Genomic DNA, 24,338 nt, shown 5'->3' on the forward strand with positions numbered 1-24,338 from the left:
CGGTTCCTGTTCGTGGCGGATCGGGAACCGCCCTCGATTATCGTTGTGAGGCGCTCTCTTGCGCCGCACCGGTATCCGCTCCGGCGGTGAGCGCTCTCAGACGGCGTCGTCCGTCAGCCGCACCGGCTGGCCGTCCTTCAGCGAGTGGACCCCCGCGACCACCACCCGGTCGCCGGCCTGCAGACCGTCGATGACGGCGACACGACCGAACTCCGCCCGATCGCGATCGTCCGCCACGGTCACGTCCCGCCGCGTCACCGACTTGCCGTCCGGCGCGACCACCCAGACCGAGCGTCGGCCGCCCTCCTCCAGCAGCGCCGAGGGCGGCAGCAGGAAGCGGCACGGGACCTTGCTGGTGAGCGTGACGTCGATGGTCGCGCCCAGCCGGAAGGCGGGGCCGGGATCGTCCAGCGCGATGCGGATCCGCTTCGAGCGCGTGCCCGCGTCGGCGAGCGGTGCGATCTCGCGCACCCGGCCGTGGGTGGTCAGCGTCGGAGCGCTCTGGAGCGCGACGGTGAAGCGGCCGTCCGGCGGCAATGCGCCGACATAGGCCTCCGGAATGTCGACCACGGCCTCGCGCACGTCAGGCCGGGCGACCGTGACCACCCCCTGGCCGGCGCTCAGAACCTGCCCGATCTCGGCGAGGCGCTGCGTGACGACGCCGTCGAACTCCGCCTTGAGCTCGGTGTAGCCCATCTGGTCGCGGGCCTTCTGAAGGCTGGCCTGCGCCTGATCGACCCGCGCCCGCGCCGTATCCCGCCGGGCGACCGCCTGATCGAGGGTCGCCTGCGCGACGCTGTTGCCGGTCATCAGGTGGCGCGTGCGCCCCTCGGCGGCCTCCGCGTTCTCGGCCTGGGCGCGGGCGTCGGCAAGGTCGGCTTCGGCGCGGGTCAGGTCGAAGCGGGTGACGATGATATCGAGGGCAGCCAGGCGCTGCCCCTTCTTGACGATGTCGCCGACCGTGACGTCGCGCGCCACCATACGGCCCGGGATCTGGAAGCCGAGCTGGGCCTGATAGCGAGGCTGGATCGTCCCCGCGAAGGGTCCGAGGGTGGCCGTGTCGCTCGGCTCGGCGACCTGGGTCAGCACCGGCCGGACGGGGGCCGCGGCCGCGGCCCTGTCGCCGCGATCGGTGCAGCCGCCCAGCCCGGCGATAGCCCCGACGAGCAGGAAGGTACGCGCGCTCATCATCGGTCTGCGATGTCGGCGGCAGCCACGCTCTGGCCCGGCCGCAGGAACTGGATGCCCGCCACCACGACGCGCTCACCCGGCTCGACCCCGCGCCTCAGCGTGATGATGTCCGACGCGAAACGGTCGATCTCGACGGCGCGAATCGAGACCGTCCGCGTGTCCGGGTCGAAGATCCACACGGCGGGGCGTCCGTCGTAGCGGTAGAGCGCCGACCAGGGCAGCACGACCGACTTATGCAGGGCGAACCGGCCGTGGCCGACTACGACGGCACCGAGCCCCATGGCAGACGGCGTCGCCTGCAGGCCGATCTTGACTCGGACCGTCCCGGTCGCGGCATCGACCGTCGGCGAGACCTCGCGCACCGTACCGGTCGCCGTCACGGCCGGGTCGGATTGCAGCGCCACCGCGATCGTGCCGCCGGCCGGCGGCTGTGCGAGAAGGGATTCGTAGACGTTGAACACCGCGTCCCGCGGCCCGTCCTGCGCCAGCACCAGGACGGTCTGGCCCGACTGCACGACCTGACCGACCTCGAAGCTGCGGCTGGTCACGATCCCGGCGACGCCGGCGCGCAGCTCCGTGTATGAGAACTGCTCCTGCGCGGTGCCGAGGGCTGCCCGCGCCGAGTCGACCGAGGCCTGGGTGGTGCGCAGCTCCTGCTCGGCGTTGTCGTAGGTGGAGCGCGTGGTGAAGCCGCCCGCCAGAAGCTGCTTCTGCCGTTCGAACGACATCTTGGCCTGGGTCAGCAACGCCTCGGCCGAGGCGAGGGCCGCCCTGGCGGTGTCGAGATTCGCCTTCTGGGTCAGGGGTTCGAGGACGGCCAGCACCTGATCGGCCTCGACGTGATCGCCGATTTCGACCCGCCGCTCGGCGATCTTCCCGTTCGTGCGGAACGCGACGTTGACCTGCGCCTGGGGCTGGATGTCGCCGGTCAGCGCGACCTCCGAGGCGATCGGCGTCCTGTGGGCCGCGACGATCCTGACGCGCGCCAGCGCCGGGTCGCCGGTCGCCGCAGGGCCCGCCTGAGCGGACCCGATGGCGCCGAAGGCGCTTATGACCAAGAGAGGCCGGATTGCGGCGCAGGCGATGGAGCGTGTCATGCGGACGATTGGCCCTGCCGGACGCGGGAAAACCCGGTGGCGCGTTCCTAGCCGACTCGTTACTTACCGTCCAGTCGGTTTTTAATCGCAGGTGTCATATGCAGGGCAAGCGCAAGCGACTGGCGGATCGGCCCGAGATCATCCTCGACGCGGCAGCCGGCGTCCTCCTGAAGGCTGGGGCGCGGGCACTGACCATCGAGGCCGTCGCGGCCGAGGCGGGCCTGAGCAAGGGCGGCGTGCTGCACCATTATACCTCGAAGGACGCGCTGATCTCCGCGCTCGTCGCCCGGGAACTGGCACGGCTCCGGGAGGAGATCGCCGCCTGCGAGGCCGCGATCCCGCCGGGTCCGTCGCAGCTTCCGAAGGCGATGGTCGCGCATGTGCGCGGGCATTACTGCGCGGACGATGAATCATCCCGCGCGCTGCTGCTGGCCTCCCTCGACTCGTCGGAGGCGCTGAAGGATTACCGGGCCTTCGTGGCGGATCAGCTCGGCCGCCTCAGCCGGATCGAAGGCCCGTGCCCGGGCGAGGGCTCCGTGCTGTTCTTCGCGATCCTGGGGCTGTTCATCGGACGGGCGCTGGGGTTTCATCAGCTCGGGGAGGCGGAGCTTCAGCCGATGCTCGCCGCCCTGGAGCGCATCGCCGGCCGGTCGGAGGCCTGAGCCTTGATTCACGCCCGGAACGCCAGCACCGCGCGGGTGCCCGTCCCGCCCGGAACATAGGCGAGCGCCGAACGCAGGTTCGTCGCCATGGCGCGCACGATGCGCGACCCGAGTCCGGTGCCGCGGATCTCGCCCTCGCCGGTCCAGCCGATCCCGTCATCCTCGACCGCGAGCCGCACCATGTCGATGCCGTCCCGATCCACCGCGACCCGTATCTCGCCGGACGTGCCCAGCGGATAGGCGTACTTGTAGGCATTGGTGACGAGTTCGGTCACCACGACGCCGACCGAGACCGCCTTGTCGGGGGTGAGATGCACCGGCTCGGCGTGCAGCCGGATCGCGTGGTCCCGCCCGCTCGCCCGCATGGCGGCCTGCAATTCCTCGATCAGGCTGCCGAGATAGGCGTCCAGCGCCACGGACTCGACGTCGTCCGAGGTGTAGAGCCGCCGGTGGATGCCGGCGATGGCCGAGATCCGCGCTTGCATCTCGTCGAGCGCAGCCTTGGCGGCCGGGTCGGTCACGGCGTTGCGCTGCATGTGCGCCAGGGCCGCCACCAGGGCCAGCGAGTTGGCGACCCGGTGATTGACCTCACGCAGCAGCAGCTCGGCCCGGTCGCGCGCCTCGCGCATCTCGGCCTCGGCCCGCTCCTTGTCGCGCCGGAGCGCCTCCTGCCGGAGTGCGGTGTCGACGGCCTCGCACAACAGCTCGCGGAACTGACCCTGCACATCCTTCCAGACGTAATCCACGGCGCCCGCCTTCAAGGCGGCCACGGCGACGCGCGAATCCTCGGAGCCGGTCACGTAGATCACCGGCGGCGCGTGTGGCAGCGCCCGGATTTCCGGCAGCAGGTCGAGGCCGGTCTGGCCGGGCATGTGATGGTCGAGCGCCACCGCGTCGATCCCGCCCTGCGCCAGCCGGTCCAGCCCCTCGGTGCCGCCCGCGCACAGCTCCACCGCGTAGCCGCGCGCCTCCAGCGACCGCCTAACCAGGCGGCCGAGGCCAGGATCGTCGTCGATATAGAGGATCCGCGCCGCCGGAGCGGCGCCGTCCGCGCCGGCCTGCTCCGCGGTCATGGGTTCTGGGGAACCTCCATCACCGAGAAGAACAGACCGAGCTGGCGGATCGCGTTGGAGAAGCCCTCGTAGTTCACCGGCTTCGTGATGTAGACGTTGGCGCCGAGATCGTAGCAGCGCTGGATCTCGCGGCTGTCGTCGGTCGTGGTGAGCACCACCACCGGGGAGCGGAGCGTGTGCGGGTTCGCCTTCACCTTTTCCAGGATGTCGAGCCCGGTCATGTCGGGCAGGTTGAGGTCGAGGAGGACGAGGAGATGGCGCCGGGCGCTGGCCTCGCCGGACCCGTCCGGCCCGAGCAGGTAGGCGAGTGCCGAGGTCCCGTCCTGGAACGCCACGATCTCGTTGTTGACGCCCGCGCGCCGGATGTTGCGCTCGATCAGGCGCGCATGCCCCTCGTCGTCCTCGATCATCACGATGGTGACGGGATGCACGGGTCGCTCCACGCTCATGCGGCGGCACGCGGCGCCGGTTCGGGATCCGCGCCCAAAGCTGTAGACGCGCCGCGCGGCAAGGTCACGTTGAACGTCGTGCCCTCGCCGAGTTGCGAACGGATCTCGATCCGGCCGCCGAAACTGCGAACGAGCGCCTTCACATGCGCGAGGCCGATGCCCTCACCGGGACGATCCTGCGTGCCTGAGCGGCGGAACAGCTCGAAGACGCGCGCATGATCCCGCTCCGCGATACCGCGGCCGTTGTCGGTGACCGAGAAGCAGATGCCCCGCGGGCCGGCCGACCGGGCCGTGACCGCGATCCGACCGGGCCGGGACGGATCGAGATACTTGATGGCGTTGTCGAGCAGGTTGCCGAATATCTGCTCGATGGCGAGCCGGTCGGCGACGATCGGGGGCAAGTCCGGCGCGATCGTCACCACCGCGCGGGCCGCCTCGGCCTGGTGCCGGTTCGCATCCGCGAGGCCCTGGAGCAGGGCCGTCATGTCGAGGCGTTCCGGCCGGAACTGCCGCCGGCCCTCGCGGGACAGCTTGAGGATCGCGGCGATCAGACCCTCCATGCGGTTGACCGCGGCCTTGATGAAGCCGAGCGCCTCCTCGAAATCCGTATCGATCCGCTCGGCCTGCGGATGCCCGTCGAGCGCCGCCCGCATGTCGAGCCGCGTCGCCTCCAGCTCGCTGGTGAAGCCCATGACGTTGACGAGGGGCGCCCGCAGATCGTGGCTGACGATATAGGCGTAGCGCTGGATCTCCTCGTTCGATTCCCGGAGTTCGGCCTCGGCCTCCCGCTGCTCGGTGATGTCGGTGTGGACGCCGACCCATTCCCGGATGTCGCCGTTCTCCGTAAGCACCGGAATGGCGCGGATCGCGAAGTGCCGCCACGTCCCATCCACCGTGCGCACGCGGTGCTCGTGGATGAAGGTGCGTCGGGTCCGGACCGTCTCGTTCCAGGCATCCACCGTCGCCTGCGCATCCTCCGGATGCACCACCTCGGCCCAGCCGTAGCCCTGGTATTCGTCCCGGGTCTGACCCGTCATGGCGCTCCACCCGGGCTGCTCGCCGAGCATCCGGCCGGACGCATCATTGGTCCAGAGCACGCCACGCACCGCCTGGACCGCCGCCCGGAACCGCGCCTCGCTGGCCTGGAGGTCGCGCTGGACCCGCTGCTGATCCAGCGACGAACCCAGCATCGCCAGGAACAGGATGAAGAACGTCGCCCCCGCTACGTAGAGCGCGAGATTCTGCTGATCCGGCGCCAGCATCTCGGCATGGGCGTGGGGGGAGCCTGCCGCTTCCGCCGTGAAGGTCGCCGCCGCCATTCCGGTGTAGTGCATCCCGGAGACGGCGAGCCCCATGATCCCAGCCGCCAGCAGCTTGCGCCCGACGCCGTGATCCCGGACCGCGAGCCACAGGGCGGCGGTCGCGGCGCTCACCGCGATGGCGACCGAGACCGCGACGATGGCCGGATCGTAGGCGAGATCGCCGGGGATCCGAAGCGCCGCCATGCCGGTATAGTGCATCGCGGCCACGCCGAGCCCCATAAGCGGCCCCGCCACGAGGATCGCGGTCACGCCCTCGCCCTTGTAGGCGACCCAGGTGAAGGCCAGACCGGTCACCGCAACGGCGATGACGAGCGAGAGCGCCGTCAGGCCGATGTCGTAGGCGGCGGCCATGCCCATGTCGAAGGCCAGCATCCCGACGAAGTGCATCGCCCAGATGCCGCCGCCCATCGACAGAGCCGATCCCGCGATCCACGGCCAGCGGGGACCGGGCGAGGGCCGACGGATTCGCCCACCGAGATCGAGGGCGGTGTAGGACGCGAAGACCGCGAGGCCGATCGACAGGGCGACGAGCGCCGGGTTGTAGCCCGTATGGATCATGGATGCATCGACGCGCCACAGGTGCACGGTCCGATGTAGCCCGCAGCGGCGCTGTGCGCCACAAGCTCCGACGTGGCTTGATCGACCGCCCCTTGAAGGCATGGGCCATCGTCGGGCGGCGGAGCCGCGCCGCACACCGCCCCGTTCGCGCCGAGTCGTGAACTGATGCCTCCGTGGCAAGAACGAATATCGTTCTTCAATACTTTAATTCGAGATCCTGAAGTCCTGCACAGGCATCCAGGTTACAATCCATCGTCAAGTTGAATGGCTAAGTTTCCGACCAATACGGGAGCGATCCCGGAAGAACGGCGCATCTTACGCACGGCGCCTCGAAGTCATGACGTGCCGAAGAAAAATTTACGCCCTCAAGCCTCCGAGGGTCTCTTCCATCAAGGAGCCGCGTTGTAGGTTGAGACGATCGCCCATCGCGAATGCAGGTCCATGAACGAACACGCGACGGTGCCGTTTCCGGACGACCTGCGCAGTGCCCTGGCGCGCGCCCTGTACGAATGCGACCGCGCCGACCGGCCCGGCCTTGCGGACTGGGACGACGCAGCCCTCGATGTTGATCATCCGGGTCTGCGCGCGCGCTATCTTCGGCACATCGATGCCCTGGCGGCCGGCCCCCTCGCCCCGGTTCTCGCGGATGCGGGGGAGCGATTGGCCGCCGACGAGGAGCTGCGCGTGCTGCGGCGTCAGCGGATGGCACCGGAACGCGAGCGGGAATTGCTGACGGCCAACAACCGGTTGCTCGAGCGCGCCGAGACGGCCGAAGCCGCGCGCCAGGCCGCGGAGGCGGCGCTCGCGCGGATGCAGCGCGAGCGCGACGTGGCGCGCGAGGCGGAGAGTTTCTGGCAGCACTTCGCGTTCGATGCGGACGATCTCGCGACCCACCGTCTGATCGAGCAGTCGGAGGCCCGGGCCGCCGCGGAGCGGGCGGCGATCCGCGAGCGCTGCCGGCGCGAGCGGGCCGAGAGCGCCCTGCGCCTCTTCGCCGACCGGGCCGACGTCATGCCCAAGGAGGGCTGGGCCTCGGATCTGACTCAGGCCAACCGCGACATCCCGCTCTGGTGGTTCCACGCCGCGCGTGTGGCCCTGACGCCGCCGGAGGTTCCCGGCGATCCGGCGGAGGAGGCGTCCTGAGGACGCCCTCGGGGTGTTCGATCGGGGATCCGACGCTATCGGAGCGAGCCGGTTTCGAGGCGAACCGTTATCCGGGCGCATGAGGCGCCGGCGGGACGCGATTCGAGAGCTGGTACTCGAAGCCGTGAAGCGTCCTCCGCAACGAAATGTGCCGCTGCGCGTCTCAGCTCGGTCCCGGATCCGGTTCCGCGAACGCTCCACCTGTCCGGGAGGCGCGTGTGCCGATCCCGTGCCCGAACGGTCAGGTACTCCAGGTGCCGTTCCTGACGGGTCTCAGGCCGCCGCCGGCCGATCCAGCGTCGCCGGGGGCTCGCGGAACAGGGCCGTGCAGCCTGAGCCGCGATGCATGCTGAGGATCGACGCGCGGTCGATGTCCGGATGAGCCTTGAGCACCTTCTGCACGCAGCCCAGGACGCGCTCATACTGCGCGGCGTCGAAGTTCGGCTCCAGCGGGCTCACCGCGATGTAGGTTTCCACCACGAGAACGCGCTCCGCCCGGTCGCGGGCGACATCCACCGCGATCCAAGACGATTTGATCAAGCTGGTGCTGGCGAGCATGGGCGTCCCTCCTGCAGCGTTGCGTTCCTCGGCTGGTCTGCCGGCCGCCGGTTTTGACGAAATCATGAACCGCATTCGGACGGATGCCAAGGGGCGCAGGCCGCAGTCTGGATTTCATGCACGGCAACGCGTTGAGCCGAGGGCCAGTACGGCTTACGGTGCGTAGCCCGCCACGGCACCACCCGTTCAGAGGGGTCTCGCATCAGACGAATGGCATGTGGTATACAGATCTTCGGACCCTGACCGGGCTCCGCATGACGGTTTCGCAAGACGACGAGACCGCGCTTTGGGAGGGCATGCAGACATGATTCGTTCGAGGACGGGGCCAGGCAGCCCCGTAAGACCGGGCCGAGCCCCGCGGACCGAGGCTGACCGCCTCTTGTCTGCCCGGTCGGCCTGATCCGGCTTCCGCAACCCCGACGATTGCCCCCAGCTCCGAGACCGATCATGACCAAGGCCCTCGAAGGCGTCCGCATCCTGGATTTCACCCACGTTCAATCCGGCCCGACCTGCACGCAGCTCCTCGCGTGGTTCGGCGCCGACGTGATCAAAGTCGAGCGGCCGGGCGTCGGCGATGCCACCCGGCAGCAACTCCAGGACATTCCGGACGTGGACAGCCTCTATTTCACGATGCTGAACCACAACAAGCGCTCGATCACCCTCGATTCGAAGAACCCGAAGGGCAAGGAGGTGCTCTGGCGCCTGATCAAGGAGTGCGACGTCCTCGTCGAGAATTTCGCCCCCGGCGCGCTCGCCCGGATGGGTCTGACATGGGAGAAGATCCACGAGGCCAACCCGCGGATGATCCTGGCCTCGGTCAAGGGTTTCGGGCCCGGCCGCTACGAGGATTGCAAGGTCTACGAGAACGTCGCGCAGTGCGCGGGCGGCTCAGCCTCCACCACCGGTTTCCGCGACGGTATCCCGATGGTGACCGGCGCGCAGATCGGCGATTCGGGCACCGGGCTGCACCTCGCGCTGGGCATCGTCACGGCGCTCTTCCACCGCACCCACAGCGGCCTCGGCCAGAAGGTCGACTGCGCCATGCAGGACGGCGTGCTCAACCTGTGCCGGGTGAAGCTGCGCGACCAGCAGCGCCTGCAGCACGGGCCGCTCAAGGAATACAGCCAGTTCGGCGAGGGCATCCCGTTCGGTGAGGCGACCCCGCGGGCGGGCAACGATTCCGGCGGCGGCCAGCCGGGGCGCATCCTGCGCTGCAAGGGGTGGGAGCAGGATCCGAACGCCTACATCTACGTCATCACCCAGGCCGCGGTGTGGGATCCGATCTGCGACATCATCGGCGAGCCCGACTGGAAGGCCGACCCGAACTACGCGACCCCGAAGGCTCGCCTGCCGCACCTCAACGGGATCTTCACGCGCATCGAGGCGTGGACGATGAAAGTGTCGAAGTTCGAGGCGATGGACACCCTGAACAAGCACGACATTCCCTGCGGCCCGATCCTGTCGATGAAGGAGATCGCCGAGGACGAGGCCCTGCGGCAGACCGGCACCATCGTGGAGGTCGATCATCCGACCCGCGGCAAATACCTGACGGTCGGCAACCCCATCAAGCTCTCGGCAAGCCCGAGCGAGGTGGCGCGCTCTCCGCTGCTCGGCGAGCACACGGACGAGATTTTGCGCAGCGTGCTTGGCTACTCCGAGGCGGAGGTCGGTGAGATCGCCAATTCCGGGGCGATCGGCGCGATCCAGAAGATCGCCGCCGAGTGACCTGATCGGCTGTCAAACGCGGGCGGTCCGCCGCTCGCCGCCGATCTGCGGGCCACGCACAGGCCCCCGCGATTCCCCTCCCCTGTCCCGCCCCGCGGGCGGGACGACGCCCTGGAGATTGCATGCGCATCGCCTTCATCGGTCAGCAGGATTTCGGAAAGGCCGTGCTGGAGGCGTTCCTCCAGCGGGGCGACACGGTGGCCGGCGTGTTCTGCGCGCCGGAGAAGCCGGGCGCCAAGCCGGACGTTCTGAAGACCGCAGCTGAGGAGAAGGGGCTTCCGGTCTTCCAGTTCCCGAGCCTGAAGACTCCGGAGGCCGAGAACGCCATGCGCGGACTCGACGCCGATATCGGCGTCATGGCCTACGTGCTGCAATTCGCGCCGCAGAGCTTCGTCATGATCCCGAAGCACGGCACCATCCAGTATCATCCCAGCCTGTTGCCCCGGTATCGCGGACCGTCCTCGATCAATTGGCCGATCGCGCGGGGCGAACTCCAGACCGGGCTCACGATCTTCCGGCCGACCGATGGCCTCGATGAGGGTCCGGTCATTCTCCAGAAGACCTGTCCGATCGGCGCGAACGCCACGCTTGGGGACGTCTATTTCGACAACCTCTTCCCCATGGGCGTCGACGCGATGCTGGAGGCGGCCGATCTGGTGGTGGCTGGCCGGCACGTCGAGATCGATCAGGACGAGGATGCGGCGACCTACGAGGGCTGGTTCCGCGCCGCGGAGGCCGAGATCCGCTGGTCGGCCCATGCCGAGCAGATCTACAACCTGATTCGCGCGGCGAACCCCGCCCCCGGCGCATGGACGACCCGGGACGGCCAGAAGCTCCAGATCTTCGATTCCTGCCTGTACCCGGTCCGGCGCCTGAGTGACGTGAAGGGCAAGCCCGGCGAGGTGATCGCGATCGACGAGGATGGCTTCAGCGTCTGCGCGCAGGGCGGCCGGATCGAGATCCGCAAGGTCAAGCCCGAAGGCGGCAAGAAGGTCGCGGCCGCCGAGTATGCCCGGGAGACCGGGCTGGCAGTCGGTCAAGCACTGGGCCGCTGACGCCCGGACCGGAGCCTCACTGGGGCTTCAAATCCTTGCCCGCGACGTTCAACCCGTAACCGCGGAAGCGCTCCACAGTCGTGCCGATCTCATGATCGGACAGGACGGCCGGCGTGCCCACCTGGAGCGCCACCGCGTATTGCTGGCACAGCGTTTCCAGCTCGACGGCGAGCCAGAGGGCCTTCTCCAGGCTCGCCCCGGCGGCGATCATGCCGTGATTGGCGAGCAGGCAGACGTTGCGGTCGACGAGCGCCGCCAAAGCCAGCTCCGAGAGCGCGGCAGTGCCGTAGGGCGCGTACGGCGCGCAGCGCACGGTCGGCCCGCCGAAGGCCGCGATCATGTAATGGACGGCCGGGATCTCCTTCCGGCACAGCGCGAAGGCTGTGCAGTAGACCGGGTGCGCGTGGACGACGGCGCCGCAATCCGAGCGGGAGGCGAGGATATCGCGGTGGAAGCGCCATTCCGATGACGGTTTCTGGTTCGGCGGGTGCGTGCCGTCGAACCCCAGGGGCACGACATCCTCGGGCCGCATCCCGGCTGTCGGCAGGCCGGACGGGGTGATCAGCAACCCCTCGCGAAAACGCACCGAGACGTTGCCCGAGGTGCCGCGGTTGAGGCCCTGCGCGTCGAGCGCCCGCGCGGCCGCCACAACGCTCTCCCGCGCGATGCGCTCGTCCTTATCCATGCCCGGCCTCCGAAAGATTCCGGTCCGGGTATGCAGAAAGCCCGGCGCGGTAAAGCGCCGGGCTTCATTCGGGTTCGTGGCCGGGTCTATTGCGCCAATGCCGGGGCGAGGCCCGTTTCGGGCTTCTTGGTGTAGGCTGCGCGCATCGGCTTCAGCACGAAGAGCGCCAGCAGGGCCGCCAGAATGTTGAGGGCCGCCGCCGCCAGGAACACCGCGTGCCAGCTCCCGGTCATGGTGGTGAGCACGCTGGTGTAGGGTACGATGAGCGCCGCCGTCCCCTTGGCGGTGTAGAGCAGGCCGGCATTCGTGGCCGCATATTTCGAGCCGAACGTGTCACCGCAGGTCGCCGGGAACAGGGAGTAGATCTCGCCCCAGGCGAAGAACACGAGGCCGGTGAGCAGCACGAAGGCGATCGGGTTTTGGCCGAGCTGGCTCAGGGCATAGATGCCGAGCCCCTCGATCGCGAACGAGATGAACATCGTGTTCTCGCGGCCGATATGGTCGGAGACCCAGCCGAAGAACGGTCGCGTCACGCCGTTGAGCACCCGGTCGAGGGTGGCCGCGAAGGTCAGGGCCGGCAGTGTGATGCCCAGGAGCGAGACCGGCACGTCCGCGATCTTGAAGTCCTTCGCGATCGGGCCGAGCTGCGCGGTCGCCATCAGGCCGCCCGCGGCCATCATGACGAACATCGCGTACATCACCCAAAAGATCGGGGTTCGGACCATCTCGGCCGGCCTGTAGTCGCGCTTCGACTGGCTCACCCGGGCGACCTCGGGCACCTGGCCCTTGGCGGGCGCGCGCAGGAACAGGGCGATCAGCATCACGATGACGCCCTGCCCGATGCCGAAGTAGAAGAACGCCGCTTCGTAGCCCTGCGCCTTGATCAGCGCCTGGATCGGCACGACCGTGAGGGCCGAGCCCGCGCCGAAGCCCATCGCGGTGATGCCGGCGGCGAGGCCGCGGCGGTCTGGGAACCACTTCAGCGAATTGCCCACGCAGGTGCCGTAGACCGCGCCGGCCCCGGTCCCGCCGATCGCGGCGGCGACGTAGAGCATCGTGAGCGACTCGGCGTAGGAGTTCATCACCCAGGCGATGGCGCAGAGCAGGCCGCCGAACAGGGTCACGATGCGCGGGCCGTATTTGTCGACGAACCAGCCTTCGATCGGCACCAACCAGGTCTCGGTGACGACGAACAGCGTGAACGCCACCTGGATCGCGGCCCGGTCCCAGCCGTGGCGTTCCTGCATCGGGTTCACGAAGAACGTCCAGCCGTACTGCATGTTGGCGATCATGCACATGCAGATGACGCCGAAGGCGAGCTGCAGCCATCGGCCGCTACCCCCGGATGCGCGGATCTCGGACATTCGCGTTCCTCCTACCAGTTTTTCTTAGGGATCAGTTCAATACTGTCCTTATGCCCTGTCAGGCCATCGTATGGTCGAACAAAGCGACAGTCGTACCGCAAAAAATTCTTGGGGCTCGGTCAAACATAGTCAGCCGCGTTGATCCTCAACGCAAATCGATACGGTACCGACTGTGGTCGACGGTATTCCAGCAGGATGGTGCTTAAAATGTGCTTGCCTGTCAATCAAACGTGCAGAAAAATACATGTTTGACGGCGGGGATTAAGGCGGGCAGACCGGACGTGTGAAACCGGGAATCGGGCGTCTCGGTGCGGCGGTTCACGCGTTCTCGTCACAGGTCTGTGGGACCGGTCTGTGATCGACTAGGATCCGGATAAGGTTTGGGTTAGTCCGATTGGAAGCGCACGACTGAGAATGCGTGCGGTACATCATGCGTGTGAGCCGCCGGACCAGGGATGTCGAACTCCGAACCGTTGAGCGTGAAGCCGATTGTCGCCAGCTCAAGTCTGCGGACCTTGGCCTACGAGGCGCTGAAAACGGCCATCACCAACATGGACATCTATGGACGTCCGGACGAGGTGCGGCTCGACGAGCGCAAGCTCTCGCAGGATCTGGGTGTGAGTCGCACCCCGGTGCGCGAGGCGCTGACGGTCCTTGAGCAGGAGGGCTTCGTGCGCTCGGAGGCGCGGCGCGGTGTTTTCGTGATCAAGAAAAACAAGCGTGAGATCGTGGCCATGATCCACGCGTGGACGGCGCTGGAGAGCATGGCGGCGCGCCTCGCTTGCACGCGCGCGTCCGATGCACAATTGCGGTCCCTGCGCGATGCGTTTCCGGAATTCTACGAAGGTCAGCCGTCCGAACATATCGATGAGTATTCGGACGCCAACATCCGCTTCCACCAGCGGATCATCGCGCTCGGTCATTGCGAAGCGATCGCGGACCTGACGAGCAATCTGCTGATGCATGTCCGCGGAATTCGCAGCACGGCTTTGCGTCAGGGGGATCGGGCCGAGCGCTCGATCCGCGAGCACGTCGCCATCATCGCCGCGTTGGAGGCGCGTGACGCCGATCTCGCGGAGCGCTTGGTGCGCGAACACGGTCTCGGCTTGGCCCGGCATGTCGACACGTATGGCGATTACCTCGACTGATCGAGGCTCGATTTCGCCGTTCTGAGGCTACCTTCGCGATGACCGGACCACTGGGAGTGGCGTAGCCCTCGCTCCGCTCCGCCGCTCGATGTTCGGCACGTCGGCCGACGACGCGATGCGTGCGGCACAGGTCCTCGACGGGGCGACAGACGGCCGTGACCGGACGTAGACTCGAGGTCGCAACCCGGTGAGCAGACGCGGGCGCGTCGGGCGCCTTCGTCGTCAGGGCCGCAGCTTCGGAAAGAAACGCTCCCTGCTCGATGCGAACCTTGGGTCCGGGGCCTGCGATCGCGCTGAAGCTGCGCTGTTCCACGGACAACTTGGCCATGGGCATCGCGCAGATTCGCAATCCGATCGGCTGCACCGCACCATCGCCGGTTTCGCCGAGGCGCTGATCTGCCTGTTCGCTGGCCGCATGCGACTGGCCGCCCGCGCCGGGGCAGACGGCCAGAGGCGCATCCCATGCATGAGAAGCATGTTTGATATTCCGTATCTGGCATACCAGTTTGCGGAGCGGCATGACATCTACCGCATCGCAACATGCCGCTGCCAAGCCGAACGGAGCCAGATTATGATCGCCAGCTTCGCCCTGATCTTCGTCGCGTTCGCGGCCTGCCAGGCTGCTCTGACCGTCAAGTTCGCCGACTTCCTCAGCCCGGCCGCCGATAAGGGCCGCACCATCGGCTCGGCCCGCAACGTCGGCGCTGCCAAGCTCGCCTGAAAACGAATTGCTCGCAGCGCGATGACTGCGTAGGGTTTACACTTTCCTCGTAACTTCCCGTTAGGGTCAACGCTTGGTTGATCTGATGGGCGAGGGAGCAACCGTGTTAGCCCCCGGCGCAGCAGCGCGAAACGCCGACCAGCCGTTCGTCCTGCTGATCTCCGATCGGCCGGCGGAACGCATGGCTTTGGAACGGGCGATCGGTCTGGTGATGGATTGCTGCGCGGTCGAACCCGGCGCCATCCTGCCATCGGCTCGGCCGCATCTCGTCATCCTGGATGCGCCGCCGGATCGCGTCGCAACGGTCAACATCGCTGTCGGTACGCCGACGCGGCCGGTACCCTGCCTGCTTCTCGCCCGTGGCGGCCCGGTGCCCGTGCCGGGCGCCCATGTGCGCCAGCTTCCGGCCACCGCGCCGCGCCAAGCCGTCCTGGCCAGCGCCTTCGCGATGATCGAGGACGCGACCCGGTCGGCCGAGACGCGCAGGCGCCGGCTCGTCGAGCACGTCTCCGGCGCCACTGCGATCGTCGCCGACCTGTTCGACAGTGCCGCCCTGGGTGCCGGGCTTCGGCGGATCGATATTGACCGGGGCACGGAGCTGGTGCTCGATGCGGTTTCCGAGGTCGGCATCGGTGCATGGCTCGAGGCGGTCTGGCGCCACGATATCGGGGTCTATCAGCACACGCTCGGCGTTGCCGGCCATGCAGCCACGTTCGGGTCGAAGATCGGCCTGGGCCGCGGTGATCGCGGTCGCCTCGTGCGCGCCGCCCTGCTCCACGATATCGGCAAGTCCCGAATCCCGGTCGAGATCCTGAACAAGCCCGGTCCGCTGACGCCGGAGGAATTCCGGCTGATGCAGCGGCACCCCGATATCGGCGCCTCGCTGCTGACCGCGCAGGGGGCGTTCGAGCCGGAGGTGATCGACGTCGTGCGCCACCACCATGAGCGGCTCGATGGCCGCGGCTATCCAGATCGGCTCGCTGGCGCCGCCATCAGCGATCTGGTCCGGATCGTCAGCATCTGCGACGTGTTCTCGGCTCTCACGGAGCGGCGGACCTATCGGCAGCCGGCCAGCGGGCCGGAAGCGCTGGCGATCATGGTCGAATCCGAGGGCCACCTCGATCCGGACCTTCTGCGCACATTCGCACCGGTCGTGCTCGGGAACGACACCCTGGCGGCCTGATTGACGTGGCGCCACTGCCACGTCCCGAGGAAACAGGCCGCGACGTTCCGCGGCTGCCGCGCTTTCGCCGCACAACGGCCGGAGGGAGGCGCCCGATCCCCACAACCCGCCGTCCGGACCGTGCCGAACCTCATCCGCCCCCTCGCCGCTGCGCTGCTGCTCGCTCTGACCGGTTGCGGCGGGCTGACCCTCTCACCCGAACCGACGGTCGGGAACGCGACGCACGATACGGTGCTCGACGAGGTGGCGGCCGCAGCGGCGATCTCAGCCTATCGCGTTCAGAACGGGCTGAGCCCGGTCGTGGTCGATCCGGTTCTGGTGAAGGCCGCGGCGTTCCAGGCGGGCAACAACGCGCGTCATGGGCAGCTCAGCCACGAGATCGGCGGCAGCTTCACCGCGCGCATGGCCTCGGCCGGGCTGGCGAAGTCCTGGGCGGCCGAGAACCTGAGCGCCGGCTCCGAGACCCTGGAGCAGGTGCTCGCCCGCTGGAAGGCCAGCCCCGAGCACAACAAGAACATGCTGCTTCCGCAGATCCGGCGGATCGGCATCGCCCGGGTGGACGCACCCGATACGCGCTACAAGCGCTTCTGGGCTCTGGTGATGGCGGGCGGCTGACGTGCCGCCATCAGGGATCGGCGGGCGCGGCGTCCACGATGCGTAACTGCGCCCGCTCGGCGCCGCGCCAGCGGTCGCACGACAGGGTGCCGGCCACGTGCATCTCGCGGCCGATCCCGTTGAGCAGGGCGAGGCCGAGGGGTCGCTCCGCCGCCCGGAAACAGATCGCCCCCACAGCCTGACCGTCGCGGCTGCGCAGCCGCGCCCGGACATGGCCCGAGCCGACCACGCCCGCATCCACGAGCCGATGGCGTCCCAGCGCAAAGATCGGCTCCGGCGCGCCCTGGCCGAACGGCCCGGCCGTCTGGAGGAGCCGCACCGTCTCGGCCGTGGCTCCCCCGGCACTGAGGCTGCCGTCGATCAGCAAGGCGTCGGCCGATCGAGCCAGAGCGACGCTCGACCCGAGGAGCGTGGCGAGATGTGCCTCGAAGCGCGGGATGTCGTCGGCGCGAAGCGTCACGCCGGCCGCCATGGCGTGACCGCCCCCCTTTGTGGCGATCCCAGCCTCCACGCAGGCGCGCACCGCCAGCCCGAGATCGGCCCCGGGGATCGAGCGGCCCGAGCCGGTGGCGCTGCCGTCCGGGCGGAGCGCGAAAGCGAAGGCCGGGCGGTTGAACCGCTCCTTCAGCCGCGCGGCGATCAACCCGACCACGCCCGGATGCCATGCGGCGCTCGCCGCAACCAGCACGGCGCGGGCGGGATCGCGGGTCACGGCGCGATCCATCTCGGCCTCGGCCTCCATCACGGCCTGCGCCTCGATGGCCTGCCGCTCGCGGTTCAGGTGATCGAGCTCGGCGGCGATGCGCAGGGCCTCCTCGGGATCCGCCGTCGTGAGCAGTCTTGCGCCGAGTCCCGAATCGCCGATGCGTCCACCCGCGTTGATGCGCGGCCCGAGCACGTAGCCGAGATGCCACGCCTCCGGCGGTTCGCTGAGCGAGGCGGCATCGAGCAGCGCCGCGAGCCCGGTGCGGCCGCGATGGCGCATCACCGTCAGCCCCTGGGTCACGAAGGCTCGGTTCAGGCCGGTGAGCGGTACCACGTCGGCCACGGTCGCCAGCGCCACGAGGTCGAGGGCGTCGGTGAGGACGGGCTCCGGCCGGTTCGGTCCGAAGACGTTCTCGCGGCGCAGGGCGCGGTTCAGGGCGACCAGCGTGAGAAACACCACGCCGGCTGCGCAGAGATGGCCGAGCCCTGACAGGTCATCGAGGCGGTTTGGGTTCACCACGGCGCGGGCCGGCGGCAGCACTTCGGCGGCGGCGTGGTGATCGAGCACGATGACGTCGAGACCGGATTTCTCCGCCTCTTCCAGCGGGGCGTGGCCACTCGTCCCGCAATCGACGCAGACGAGAAGGGTGGCTCCGTCCGCCGCCAGGGCGGTGATCGCCCCGACATTGGGGCCGTAACCCTCGGTGATCCGGTCCGGGATATGGATCGGCGCCCGGATGCCCAGGCCGCGCAGATAGCCGGCCAACAGGGCGGCGCTCGCGGCACCGTCGACATCGTAATCGCCGAAGACCGCGACGGTCTCGCCCCGGCGGACAGCGCGCACGAGGCGGCGGACGGCCGCGTCCATGTCGAGCAGCGTATCGGGATCCGGCATCAGGTCGCGCAGGCGCGGGGCGAGGTGGCGGCCCGCCTCCTCCGGGGTGACGCCACGGCCGGCCAGGACGCGAGCCAACAATTCGGGCAGCCCGTGCGCCTGCACCATCTTGGCGATCTGGTTCTGGACAGCCGCGCTGCCGCACCGCTCCTGCCAGCGCCGGCCGGTCACGGAGGCGGCGACACCCAGGAAGGCTGGCGGATCGGCGAGGAACAGAGCGGACGACACAGGCTGCAACCTACACCGGCCGCGCCGCAAAATCCCGGGCGCCGCCGCAACAGCCCGCCGCTCGCGCGGCCGAAACGAAACGAGGCGGGCATCGCTGCCCGCCCCGAAACTTCGCACCGATCCTGGCGTGTCACATCGCCTTGAGGATCTGGTCGACGACTTTCTTGGCGTCGCCGAACAGCATCATGGTGTTGTCGCGGAAGAACACCTCGTTCTCCACGCCCGCGTAGCCCGAGCCCATGCCGCGCTTGATGAACAGCACGGTCTTGGCTCTCTCGACGTCGAGAATCGGCATGCCGTAGATCGGCGAAGCCTTGTCGGTCTTGGCAGCCGGGTTGGTGACGTCGTTGGCGCCGATCACGAAGGCGACGTCCGCCTGCGGGAACTCGCCGTTGATGTCCTCCAGCTCGAAGACCTCGTCATAGGGCACGTTGGCTTCGGCCAGCAGCACGTTCATGTGGCCCGGCATGCGGCCCGCCACCGGGTGGATGGCGTACTTCACGTCAACGCCCTCCTTCTTCAACATATCGGCCATCTCACGGAGCGAGTGCTGCGCCTGGGCAACCGCCATGCCGTAGCCCGGGACGATGATGACCCGCTCGGCGTTCTTCATGATGTAGGCCGCATCGTCCGACGAGCCCTGCTTGACCGGCCGGGTCTCGACCTGCCCGCCGCCGGCCGCCGCGGCGGAATCGCCGCCGAAGCCGCCGAGGATCACCGAGATGAACGACCGGTTCATCGCGTGGCACATGATGTAGGACAGAATCGCGCCCGACGAGCCGACCAGCGATCCGGTGATGATCAGCGCGAGATTACCCAGGGTGAAGCCGATGCCGGCAGCCGCCCAGCCCGAGTAGGAGTTGAGCATCGACACGACCACCGGCATGTCGGCGCCGCCGATCGGGATGATAAGCAGGCCGCCCAGCGCGAAGGACAGCAGGACGATCAGCCAGAAGACCGCCTTGCTCTCGTTGCCGATGAACAGCGCGATCAGCAGCACCAGCGCGACCGCGATGCCGATGTTGATGAGGTGCCGCTGCGGCAGCATGATCGGCTTGCCCGACATCCGCCCGTCGAGCTTGGCGAACGCGATCACCGAGCCGGTGAAGGTGATCGCGCCGATGGCCGCGCCCAGCGCCATTTCGAACAGCGACTGCTTGTGGATGTGGCCGTTCTCAAGGATGCCCACCGCCTGCGGAGCGTAGAGCGTCGCCGCGGCGCCCGCCACGGCCGCGAGGCCGACCAGCGAGTGGAACGCGGCCACGAGCTGCGGCATCGCCGTCATCGGCACGCGCTTGGCGATGACCGCGCCGGCCCCGCCGCCGATGCCGATGCCGAGGATCACGAGGATCCAGGCGCCGAACCCGGCGGGCGGATGGCCGACCAGGGTGGTGAGCACAGCCAGCGCCATGCCGATCATGCCGTAGAGGTTGCCCTGCCGCGAAGTGGTCGGGTGCGAGAGCCCCCGCAACGCCATGATGAACAGGACGCCGGCGACGATGTAGAGAAGGGCGGAGACGTTCTGGGACATCGTCTCAGGCCTTCTTCTTGTACATGCCGAGCATGCGCTGCGTGACGAGGAAGCCCCCGAAGATGTTCACGCTGGCGAGCACGATGCCGATGAAGCCAAAGGCGCGGGCCCAGCCGGTGCCCTTTTCCAGGAGGGGCACGCCCGCCGCCAGGAGTGCCCCGACGATGATCACCGAGGAGATTGCGTTGGTTACCGACATCAGCGGCGTGTGCAGCGCCGGGGTGACCGACCAGACCACGTAATAGCCGACGAAGATCGCCAGCACGAAGATCGCGAGCTGGAACACAGTCGGGTCGACGGCGCCGCCGGTGGCGGCACTGAGGCCGTGGCCCATGCCGTTCGCGATGGCCTGGGCCTGATCGGCTGCGTTGCGCGCCACGTCGGCGGCGGCACGGGCGGCGTCGGCCAGCACGCGGGCCTGATCGGTCGCCTGATCGGGAGGGATGATGACGGTTGCCATTCTGCTACTCCTCTCGACGGGATCTTATTGCGCGGCCGAGGCGGCGGCGGAGCCCTTGCCGGCCTCAGACTTCGCCAGCCCGACGGACGCCGCTTCTGAGGCAGGTCCATCCGTCTTGGACTGGAAGGATGCGTGGACTACCGAGCCGCCGCGGGTGAGGTTCGTGGCCTTCACCAGCTCGTCGTCCCAGTTGATGTTCAGCGCCTTCGACTCCTTGTCGATCAGCGTCTCGACGAAGGCGTAGAGATTACGCGCGTAGAGGCTCGACGAGGTCGCGGCCAGCCGGCCCGGGACGTTGAGATGGCCGACGATCTTGACGCCGCGCTCCGTGGCGACGACCTCGCCGGCCTTGGCACCCGCGACGTTGCCGCCGCGCTCGACCGCGAGATCGACCAGGACCGAGCCCGGCTTCATCGAGGCGACCATCTCCTCGGAGACGAGCTTGGGCGCCGGGCGGCCGGGGATCAGCGCGGTGGTGATGACGATGTCCTGCTTGGCGATGTGGCCCTTGACCAGCTCCGCCTGCTTCTTCTGGTATTCGGCCGACATCTCCTTGGCGTAGCCGCCCGCGGTCTCGGCCTGCTTGAACTCGTCATCCTCCACGGCCACGAACTTCGCGCCGAGGGATTCGACCTGCTCCTTGGTGGCCGGGCGCACGTCGGTCGCCGTCACGACCGCACCGAGGCGCCGGGCCGTGGCGATGGCTTGAAGGCCCGCGACGCCGACGCCCATCACGAAGACACGGGCGGCCGGCACGGTGCCGGCGGCGGTCATCATCATCGGCATGGCGCGGCCGTACTCGGCGGCGCCGTCCACCACCGCCCGGTAGCCCGCGAGGTTCGCCTGCGAGGACAGCACGTCCATCACCTGCGCGCGGGTGATGCGCGGCATGAGCTCCATGGAGAAGGCTGCCAAACCCGCATCCGCGATCGCCTTGAGGGCGTTTTCGTTGCCGTAGGGGTCCATGATCGCGACCACGGCCGCGTCGCGCTTGAAGTGCGGCAGCTCCTCGGCGCTCGGTCGGCGGACCTTCAGGACGAGATCGGCGTCCCGCGCGGCATCGGCGGCATTCGCGGCGACGGTAGCTCCGGCAGCCTCATACTCGTCGTCCAGGATGCCGGCCTTCTTGCCGGCGCCGGACTGCACAACGACGTCGGCACCGAGGGCCTTGAATTTCTTGACGGTCTCGGGAACCGCAGCGACGCGCGGTTCCGCGGAGTCCGTCTCGGACAGCACAGCAATACGCATGCGCGGATTCCCCTGATCAAGCTCTGCGTCCCGAATGCGCGAAGCTAAGCCGCTTTGCGAGGTGCAGACCTAAGAGACTGTGATAAAACGGTATCGAATGTAACTTGTGCCCAATTCAATCGCAGGCCGTGCATAAATATTCCGCTCGCGGGCCAGGAACGGATTAACGGCGCGTCATGGTCTGTCTCGGGGACCGACCGGATGATGTCAGGCGAAGAAGAGGTAGAGCAACAGCAGGATAGCGACCACGAGCGGGCCGCGCCAGCCGACCACGGGGGCCAGGGCGCCGACCGCGCCCGCCGCGCCGGACACGATCACGCCGACGATCGCCAGAAGCCACGCCTCACGGATGCCGCCGATCGCCAGCGCCAGCACCCAGCAGATCACGACGCCGGTCGCGATCTCGACGAAGCGGACGAAGCCGCGATAGGTCTGCTCGTGCGTCTTCGCGTCCATCGCCGGGCTGTAGGTGTGTCCGGCCACCGTGTCACTCTCAGCCATCGTGCGCTCATTTCCCTAAGACGCGACTTCTTGCGGTCACGGTGGGATGTAGCTCAAGCGTTTATCTGCCGCAATCGGACGCACGCAATTGATCACCGCCGCAATCGAGGTCGTGCGCGCGCTCAGGCCGGCCTCGGCAGTCCCACGTCGGCCAGAGCGCGGCCTTGACGCTCGGCGAGTTCAGCCAGCGAGAAATGCTCAATTTCCGCCTCGAACAGCCGGTGATAGTTGAGTTCCGACTTCAGGTGCAGGAAGACAGCGCCGAGGCCCACCGCGGCCCGGTCCATGAAAACGAATTCCTGCGGGACGGTGACGGGGCCGCGCTCCTTGAGGGCCTGATGCACCTCGAAGGCTTGGCGGCGGCCGTACTCGCCGGGCTTCACGCCGTCGGCAACGGTGCGGGTACGGTCCTCCAGAAGCGGCCCGTAGATGAACCGCGCCCAGATGTTCAGGATCTCGATCTTCTCCTTGTCGAGATCCTTGAAACCCCAGACCTCATAGGCGTGGACGACGCGCGCCGTGTCGTCCTCCAGGAGACCTCGGTAGAGATCCACGACGCCGCCGACGAAACGGGGATGGAAGATCCGCACGCAGCCATAATCGAGGAGGTTGATGCCCGCGGCCTCTCCGCCCTCGGAGAAGACCGTATAGTTGCCCAGATGCGGATCGCCGTGGATCACCGCGGCCCGGCTGAACGGGTGCCACCAGGCCTTGAACATCGCCTGGGCGATGCGGTTTCGAATGTCGACCGGCTCGTCGGCGAAACCCAGGATCTTGTCGCCGTCGAGCCAGCCGAGCGTCAGCAGGCGCTTGGTCGAGAGCTCCGGGAAAACCGCCGGCACACGCACGGCGTCAATATCCTTGAGCACCGCGCCGTAGAGGGCCGCGTGCTTGGCTTCGCGCTCGTAATCCAGCTCCTCACGCACGCGCGCGCCGATCTCCTTGGCGATCTCTCGCGTGTCGAGCCAGGAATTCATCCGGCGATGCAGCGCGAACGCGACCTCGAGCTGCTTGAGATCGGCCTCGACGGCCGATTGCATGTCCGGATACTGGAGCTTGCAGGCGAGCTGCTCGCCATCCTTGGCGGTTGCGCGATGGACCTGGCCCAGGGACGCGGCGGCGGCCGGCTTCAGATCGAAGCTGCCGAATCGGTCCTGCCATCCGGCGCCCAACTCGGACTGCATCCGGCGCCGGACGAAGGCGGCGCCCATCGGCGGGGCGTCGGCCTGGAGTTTCTGAAGTTCGGCGGCGTATTCCGGCGGCAGCAGGTCCGGCACGGTGGCCAGCAGCTGCGCCACCTTCATGATCGGCCCCTTCAAACCGCCGAGCGCCTGGGCGAGCGCGGCCGCGTTCGTGGTCCCTTCCTTCCCGAAGAGCCGAGACATGGCCATGCGGGCCGCGACGCCGCCGACGTTGGCGCCGACGCTGGCGTAGCGTCCCGCGCGGGCGGAGAAGCGATTGGCTTCGCGGTCGATCTCGGCCATGTCTCGCTCGAACTGTCTGCTGCAACGGTGCAGATATGTGCCGCCGGGACCGACACCAGGGGCGTGGGGCCCTGCGCCGCGGGGCTCAGGCCGACCCGTTGTCCCGGATCCAGCGGGTGAGGCCGGACGCGTCGATCGCGCCGGCGACGAGGCCTAAGATCATGGCCGTTGCCTGCGCCTGATCCGGTGCGAACGGTACACCGTACAGGATCAGGAAGCCCAGCATGGCCATGAATCCGGCCCGCTTGTTCTCCACCCGTGAACGGATGGTCCCGCACTGTGCCGAAAGCGTATGCGGCTGCGAGTTCGGGACGTTCAGCCTCTTCATAGCGCCATCGATTGATTGGACGGCCCAGCGCCGATTCGAGCGCGCCGGAATCGCGGATACCGGGCGCTCCACCGAATACGCGAAGTTGCCGCGCGTGCGCATCAATGACGTCTGTGACACTCAGCCATTCGGGCTCGATCCCCGATGGGAGATCGATCGTTTCGCCAACTCGGCAAGCGTGTTCCGATAGCGATCCATGATGTCTTCCATGATCGCCGCAACCTTCGCCGCATGACCATCGATCGGTTCCACGGGGCGTTCCCAGATCGTTCCGGACTTCACGAACGTCGCTTTCCGCATACGACCACGACGCTTCTCGCCCCGTGCGTCACGGGCGATCCGGAAGCCACGCGCGATCATCAAATCCCCTATCAGCGCGCCGTCGATTGGATCGCGTGATTACGCGTCG

Annotated in this window: 23 protein-coding genes and 1 pseudogene; 8 read left to right on the forward strand and 16 right to left on the reverse strand. The window is 68.1% G+C overall.

Translation table 11 applies throughout. The features are described 5' to 3' along the window. Positions 1-96: 96 nt before the first annotated feature. Positions 97-1,188 carry an efflux RND transporter periplasmic adaptor subunit gene (locus tag MKK75_RS33385; protein WP_244046872.1) on the reverse strand — a complete coding sequence of 364 codons (1,092 nt, stop codon included), beginning with the start codon at positions 1,186-1,188 and terminating at the stop codon, positions 97-99. Next, positions 1,188-2,288: an efflux RND transporter periplasmic adaptor subunit gene (locus MKK75_RS33390; protein ID WP_244046758.1), complete on the reverse strand. Its 1,101-nt coding sequence runs from the start codon at positions 2,286-2,288 to the stop codon at positions 1,188-1,190. Before MKK75_RS33390 ends, MKK75_RS33385 begins: the two co-directional genes overlap by 1 nt. 98 nt (positions 2,289-2,386) lie before the next feature. On the opposite strand from MKK75_RS33390, the gene MKK75_RS33395 reads away from it, so the two are divergent. Then, a complete protein-coding gene (locus MKK75_RS33395; RefSeq protein ID WP_244046759.1) occupies positions 2,387-2,950 on the forward strand; it encodes a TetR/AcrR family transcriptional regulator in 564 nt (187 codons plus the stop codon). Positions 2,951-2,958: 8 nt separating this feature from the next. Here the strand turns inward: MKK75_RS33395 and MKK75_RS33400 are convergent, their stop codons facing one another. From MKK75_RS33400 to MKK75_RS33410, 3 genes are read right to left on the reverse strand one after another with little or no spacing between them, the layout of a single operon-like run. Next, positions 2,959-4,023, reverse strand: a complete 1,065-nt coding sequence (locus MKK75_RS33400; RefSeq protein WP_244046760.1) for a sensor histidine kinase — start codon at positions 4,021-4,023, stop codon at positions 2,959-2,961. After that, complete coding sequence (locus tag MKK75_RS33405) at positions 4,020-4,472, reverse strand: response regulator (RefSeq protein WP_244046761.1); 453 nt, start codon at positions 4,470-4,472, stop codon at positions 4,020-4,022. The genes MKK75_RS33400 and MKK75_RS33405 overlap by 4 nt, the downstream gene beginning before the upstream one ends. Continuing rightward, complete coding sequence (locus MKK75_RS33410; RefSeq protein ID WP_244046762.1) at positions 4,469-6,352, reverse strand: MHYT domain-containing protein; 1,884 nt, start codon at positions 6,350-6,352, stop codon at positions 4,469-4,471. The genes MKK75_RS33405 and MKK75_RS33410 overlap by 4 nt, the downstream gene beginning before the upstream one ends. Positions 6,353-6,793: 441 nt before the next feature. On the opposite strand from MKK75_RS33410, the gene MKK75_RS33415 reads away from it, so the two are divergent. After that, positions 6,794-7,495: a hypothetical protein gene (locus MKK75_RS33415; RefSeq protein ID WP_244046763.1), complete on the forward strand. Its 702-nt coding sequence runs from the start codon at positions 6,794-6,796 to the stop codon at positions 7,493-7,495. A 273-nt stretch (positions 7,496-7,768) separates the two neighbouring features. On the opposite strand, the gene MKK75_RS33420 is transcribed toward MKK75_RS33415, so the two are convergent. Next, positions 7,769-8,053 carry a hypothetical protein gene (locus MKK75_RS33420; RefSeq protein ID WP_244046764.1) on the reverse strand — a complete coding sequence of 95 codons (285 nt, stop codon included), beginning with the start codon at positions 8,051-8,053 and terminating at the stop codon, positions 7,769-7,771. A 447-nt stretch (positions 8,054-8,500) separates the two neighbouring features. On the opposite strand from MKK75_RS33420, the gene frc reads away from it, so the two are divergent. Then, entirely contained in the window at positions 8,501-9,778 is a 1,278-nt protein-coding gene (frc, locus tag MKK75_RS33425) for a formyl-CoA transferase (protein ID WP_244046765.1), read from the forward strand. Positions 9,779-9,900: 122 nt separating this feature from the next. After that, positions 9,901-10,833 (forward strand): methionyl-tRNA formyltransferase, encoded by a 933-nt coding sequence (locus MKK75_RS33430; RefSeq protein ID WP_244046766.1) that lies wholly within the window; start codon positions 9,901-9,903, stop codon positions 10,831-10,833. Positions 10,834-10,849: 16 nt separating this feature from the next. On the opposite strand, the gene MKK75_RS33435 is transcribed toward MKK75_RS33430, so the two are convergent. Further along, positions 10,850-11,518: a class II aldolase/adducin family protein gene (locus MKK75_RS33435; protein ID WP_244046767.1), complete on the reverse strand. Its 669-nt coding sequence runs from the start codon at positions 11,516-11,518 to the stop codon at positions 10,850-10,852. An 86-nt stretch (positions 11,519-11,604) separates the two neighbouring features. After that, on the reverse strand, positions 11,605-12,882 hold the full coding sequence (gene oxlT, locus MKK75_RS33440) for an oxalate/formate MFS antiporter (RefSeq protein WP_244046768.1): 1,278 nt from the start codon (positions 12,880-12,882) through the stop codon (positions 11,605-11,607). 455 nt (positions 12,883-13,337) lie between these two features. Here oxlT and MKK75_RS33445 point away from each other — a divergent pair, with 455 nt between their 5' ends. From MKK75_RS33445 to MKK75_RS33460, 4 genes are all read left to right on the forward strand, one after another. After that, positions 13,338-14,030 (forward strand): GntR family transcriptional regulator, encoded by a 693-nt coding sequence (locus tag MKK75_RS33445; protein ID WP_244046769.1) that lies wholly within the window; start codon positions 13,338-13,340, stop codon positions 14,028-14,030. Between the two features lie 187 nt (positions 14,031-14,217). Beyond that, complete coding sequence (locus MKK75_RS33450) at positions 14,218-14,751, forward strand: hypothetical protein (protein ID WP_244046770.1); 534 nt, start codon at positions 14,218-14,220, stop codon at positions 14,749-14,751. A gap of 103 nt (positions 14,752-14,854) precedes the next feature. Then, positions 14,855-15,934 carry an HD-GYP domain-containing protein gene (locus tag MKK75_RS33455; RefSeq protein ID WP_244046771.1) on the forward strand — a complete coding sequence of 360 codons (1,080 nt, stop codon included), beginning with the start codon at positions 14,855-14,857 and terminating at the stop codon, positions 15,932-15,934. A gap of 120 nt (positions 15,935-16,054) precedes the next feature. Beyond that, complete coding sequence (locus MKK75_RS33460; protein WP_244046772.1) at positions 16,055-16,549, forward strand: CAP domain-containing protein; 495 nt, start codon at positions 16,055-16,057, stop codon at positions 16,547-16,549. Between the two features lie 10 nt (positions 16,550-16,559). Here the strand turns inward: MKK75_RS33460 and recJ are convergent, their stop codons facing one another. The 8 genes and pseudogenes from recJ to MKK75_RS33500 all read right to left on the reverse strand — a co-directional run bounded on the left by recJ (position 16,560) and on the right by MKK75_RS33500 (position 24,289). Then, positions 16,560-18,377 carry a single-stranded-DNA-specific exonuclease RecJ gene (recJ, locus tag MKK75_RS33465; protein ID WP_244046773.1) on the reverse strand — a complete coding sequence of 606 codons (1,818 nt, stop codon included), beginning with the start codon at positions 18,375-18,377 and terminating at the stop codon, positions 16,560-16,562. A gap of 130 nt (positions 18,378-18,507) precedes the next feature. Further along, positions 18,508-19,908, reverse strand: coding sequence for an NAD(P)(+) transhydrogenase (Re/Si-specific) subunit beta (locus MKK75_RS33470; protein ID WP_244046774.1), 1,401 nt, complete (start codon positions 19,906-19,908; stop codon positions 18,508-18,510). A gap of 4 nt (positions 19,909-19,912) precedes the next feature. Next, positions 19,913-20,368 carry an NAD(P) transhydrogenase subunit alpha gene (locus MKK75_RS33475; RefSeq protein WP_244046775.1) on the reverse strand — a complete coding sequence of 152 codons (456 nt, stop codon included), beginning with the start codon at positions 20,366-20,368 and terminating at the stop codon, positions 19,913-19,915. A 24-nt stretch (positions 20,369-20,392) separates the two neighbouring features. Beyond that, positions 20,393-21,616, reverse strand: a complete 1,224-nt coding sequence (locus tag MKK75_RS33480) for a Re/Si-specific NAD(P)(+) transhydrogenase subunit alpha (RefSeq protein WP_244046776.1) — start codon at positions 21,614-21,616, stop codon at positions 20,393-20,395. 207 nt (positions 21,617-21,823) lie between these two features. Next, positions 21,824-22,117, reverse strand: coding sequence for an aa3-type cytochrome c oxidase subunit IV (locus tag MKK75_RS33485; RefSeq protein ID WP_244046777.1), 294 nt, complete (start codon positions 22,115-22,117; stop codon positions 21,824-21,826). Between the two features lie 122 nt (positions 22,118-22,239). Further along, positions 22,240-23,601 carry an ABC1 kinase family protein gene (locus tag MKK75_RS33490; protein WP_244046778.1) on the reverse strand — a complete coding sequence of 454 codons (1,362 nt, stop codon included), beginning with the start codon at positions 23,599-23,601 and terminating at the stop codon, positions 22,240-22,242. An 85-nt stretch (positions 23,602-23,686) separates the two neighbouring features. After that, positions 23,687-24,086: pseudogene (locus tag MKK75_RS33495) on the reverse strand (type II toxin-antitoxin system death-on-curing family toxin). Beyond that, positions 24,050-24,289, reverse strand: coding sequence for a hypothetical protein (locus MKK75_RS33500; RefSeq protein WP_244046779.1), 240 nt, complete (start codon positions 24,287-24,289; stop codon positions 24,050-24,052). The pseudogene MKK75_RS33495 and the gene MKK75_RS33500 overlap by 37 nt, the downstream one beginning before the upstream one ends. Positions 24,290-24,338 lie beyond the last annotated feature (49 nt).

This window comes from Methylobacterium sp. J-030 (genome assembly GCF_022829545.1).
GTDB lineage: Bacteria > Pseudomonadota > Alphaproteobacteria > Rhizobiales > Beijerinckiaceae > Methylobacterium.

What these genes read in the sequence shown, in the direction of transcription:
- frc (WP_244046765.1), top strand. Translation starts at nt 8,501, where the DNA reads ATGACCAAGGCCCTCGAAGGCGTCCGCATCCTGGATTTCACCCACGTT.
- MKK75_RS33430 (WP_244046766.1), top strand. Translation starts at nt 9,901, where the DNA reads ATGCGCATCGCCTTCATCGGTCAGCAGGATTTCGGAAAGGCCGTGCTG.
- MKK75_RS33445 (WP_244046769.1), top strand. Translation starts at nt 13,338, where the DNA reads ATGTCGAACTCCGAACCGTTGAGCGTGAAGCCGATTGTCGCCAGCTCA.
- MKK75_RS33395 (WP_244046759.1), top strand. Translation starts at nt 2,387, where the DNA reads ATGCAGGGCAAGCGCAAGCGACTGGCGGATCGGCCCGAGATCATCCTC.
- MKK75_RS33475 (WP_244046775.1), bottom strand. Translation starts at nt 20,368, where the DNA reads ATGGCAACCGTCATCATCCCTCCCGATCAGGCGACCGATCAGGCCCGC.
- MKK75_RS33405 (WP_244046761.1), bottom strand. Translation starts at nt 4,472, where the DNA reads ATGAGCGTGGAGCGACCCGTGCATCCCGTCACCATCGTGATGATCGAG.
- MKK75_RS33410 (WP_244046762.1), bottom strand. Translation starts at nt 6,352, where the DNA reads ATGATCCATACGGGCTACAACCCGGCGCTCGTCGCCCTGTCGATCGGC.
- MKK75_RS33485 (WP_244046777.1), bottom strand. Translation starts at nt 22,117, where the DNA reads ATGGCTGAGAGTGACACGGTGGCCGGACACACCTACAGCCCGGCGATG.
- MKK75_RS33470 (WP_244046774.1), bottom strand. Translation starts at nt 19,908, where the DNA reads ATGTCCCAGAACGTCTCCGCCCTTCTCTACATCGTCGCCGGCGTCCTG.
- MKK75_RS33420 (WP_244046764.1), bottom strand. Translation starts at nt 8,053, where the DNA reads ATGCTCGCCAGCACCAGCTTGATCAAATCGTCTTGGATCGCGGTGGAT.
- MKK75_RS33500 (WP_244046779.1), bottom strand. Translation starts at nt 24,289, where the DNA reads ATGATCGCGCGTGGCTTCCGGATCGCCCGTGACGCACGGGGCGAGAAG.
- MKK75_RS33390 (WP_244046758.1), bottom strand. Translation starts at nt 2,288, where the DNA reads ATGACACGCTCCATCGCCTGCGCCGCAATCCGGCCTCTCTTGGTCATA.
- MKK75_RS33415 (WP_244046763.1), top strand. Translation starts at nt 6,794, where the DNA reads ATGAACGAACACGCGACGGTGCCGTTTCCGGACGACCTGCGCAGTGCC.
- MKK75_RS33480 (WP_244046776.1), bottom strand. Translation starts at nt 21,616, where the DNA reads ATGCGTATTGCTGTGCTGTCCGAGACGGACTCCGCGGAACCGCGCGTC.
- MKK75_RS33490 (WP_244046778.1), bottom strand. Translation starts at nt 23,601, where the DNA reads ATGGCCGAGATCGACCGCGAAGCCAATCGCTTCTCCGCCCGCGCGGGA.
- MKK75_RS33385 (WP_244046872.1), bottom strand. Translation starts at nt 1,188, where the DNA reads ATGAGCGCGCGTACCTTCCTGCTCGTCGGGGCTATCGCCGGGCTGGGC.
- MKK75_RS33435 (WP_244046767.1), bottom strand. Translation starts at nt 11,518, where the DNA reads ATGGATAAGGACGAGCGCATCGCGCGGGAGAGCGTTGTGGCGGCCGCG.
- MKK75_RS33400 (WP_244046760.1), bottom strand. Translation starts at nt 4,023, where the DNA reads ATGACCGCGGAGCAGGCCGGCGCGGACGGCGCCGCTCCGGCGGCGCGG.
- oxlT (WP_244046768.1), bottom strand. Translation starts at nt 12,882, where the DNA reads ATGTCCGAGATCCGCGCATCCGGGGGTAGCGGCCGATGGCTGCAGCTC.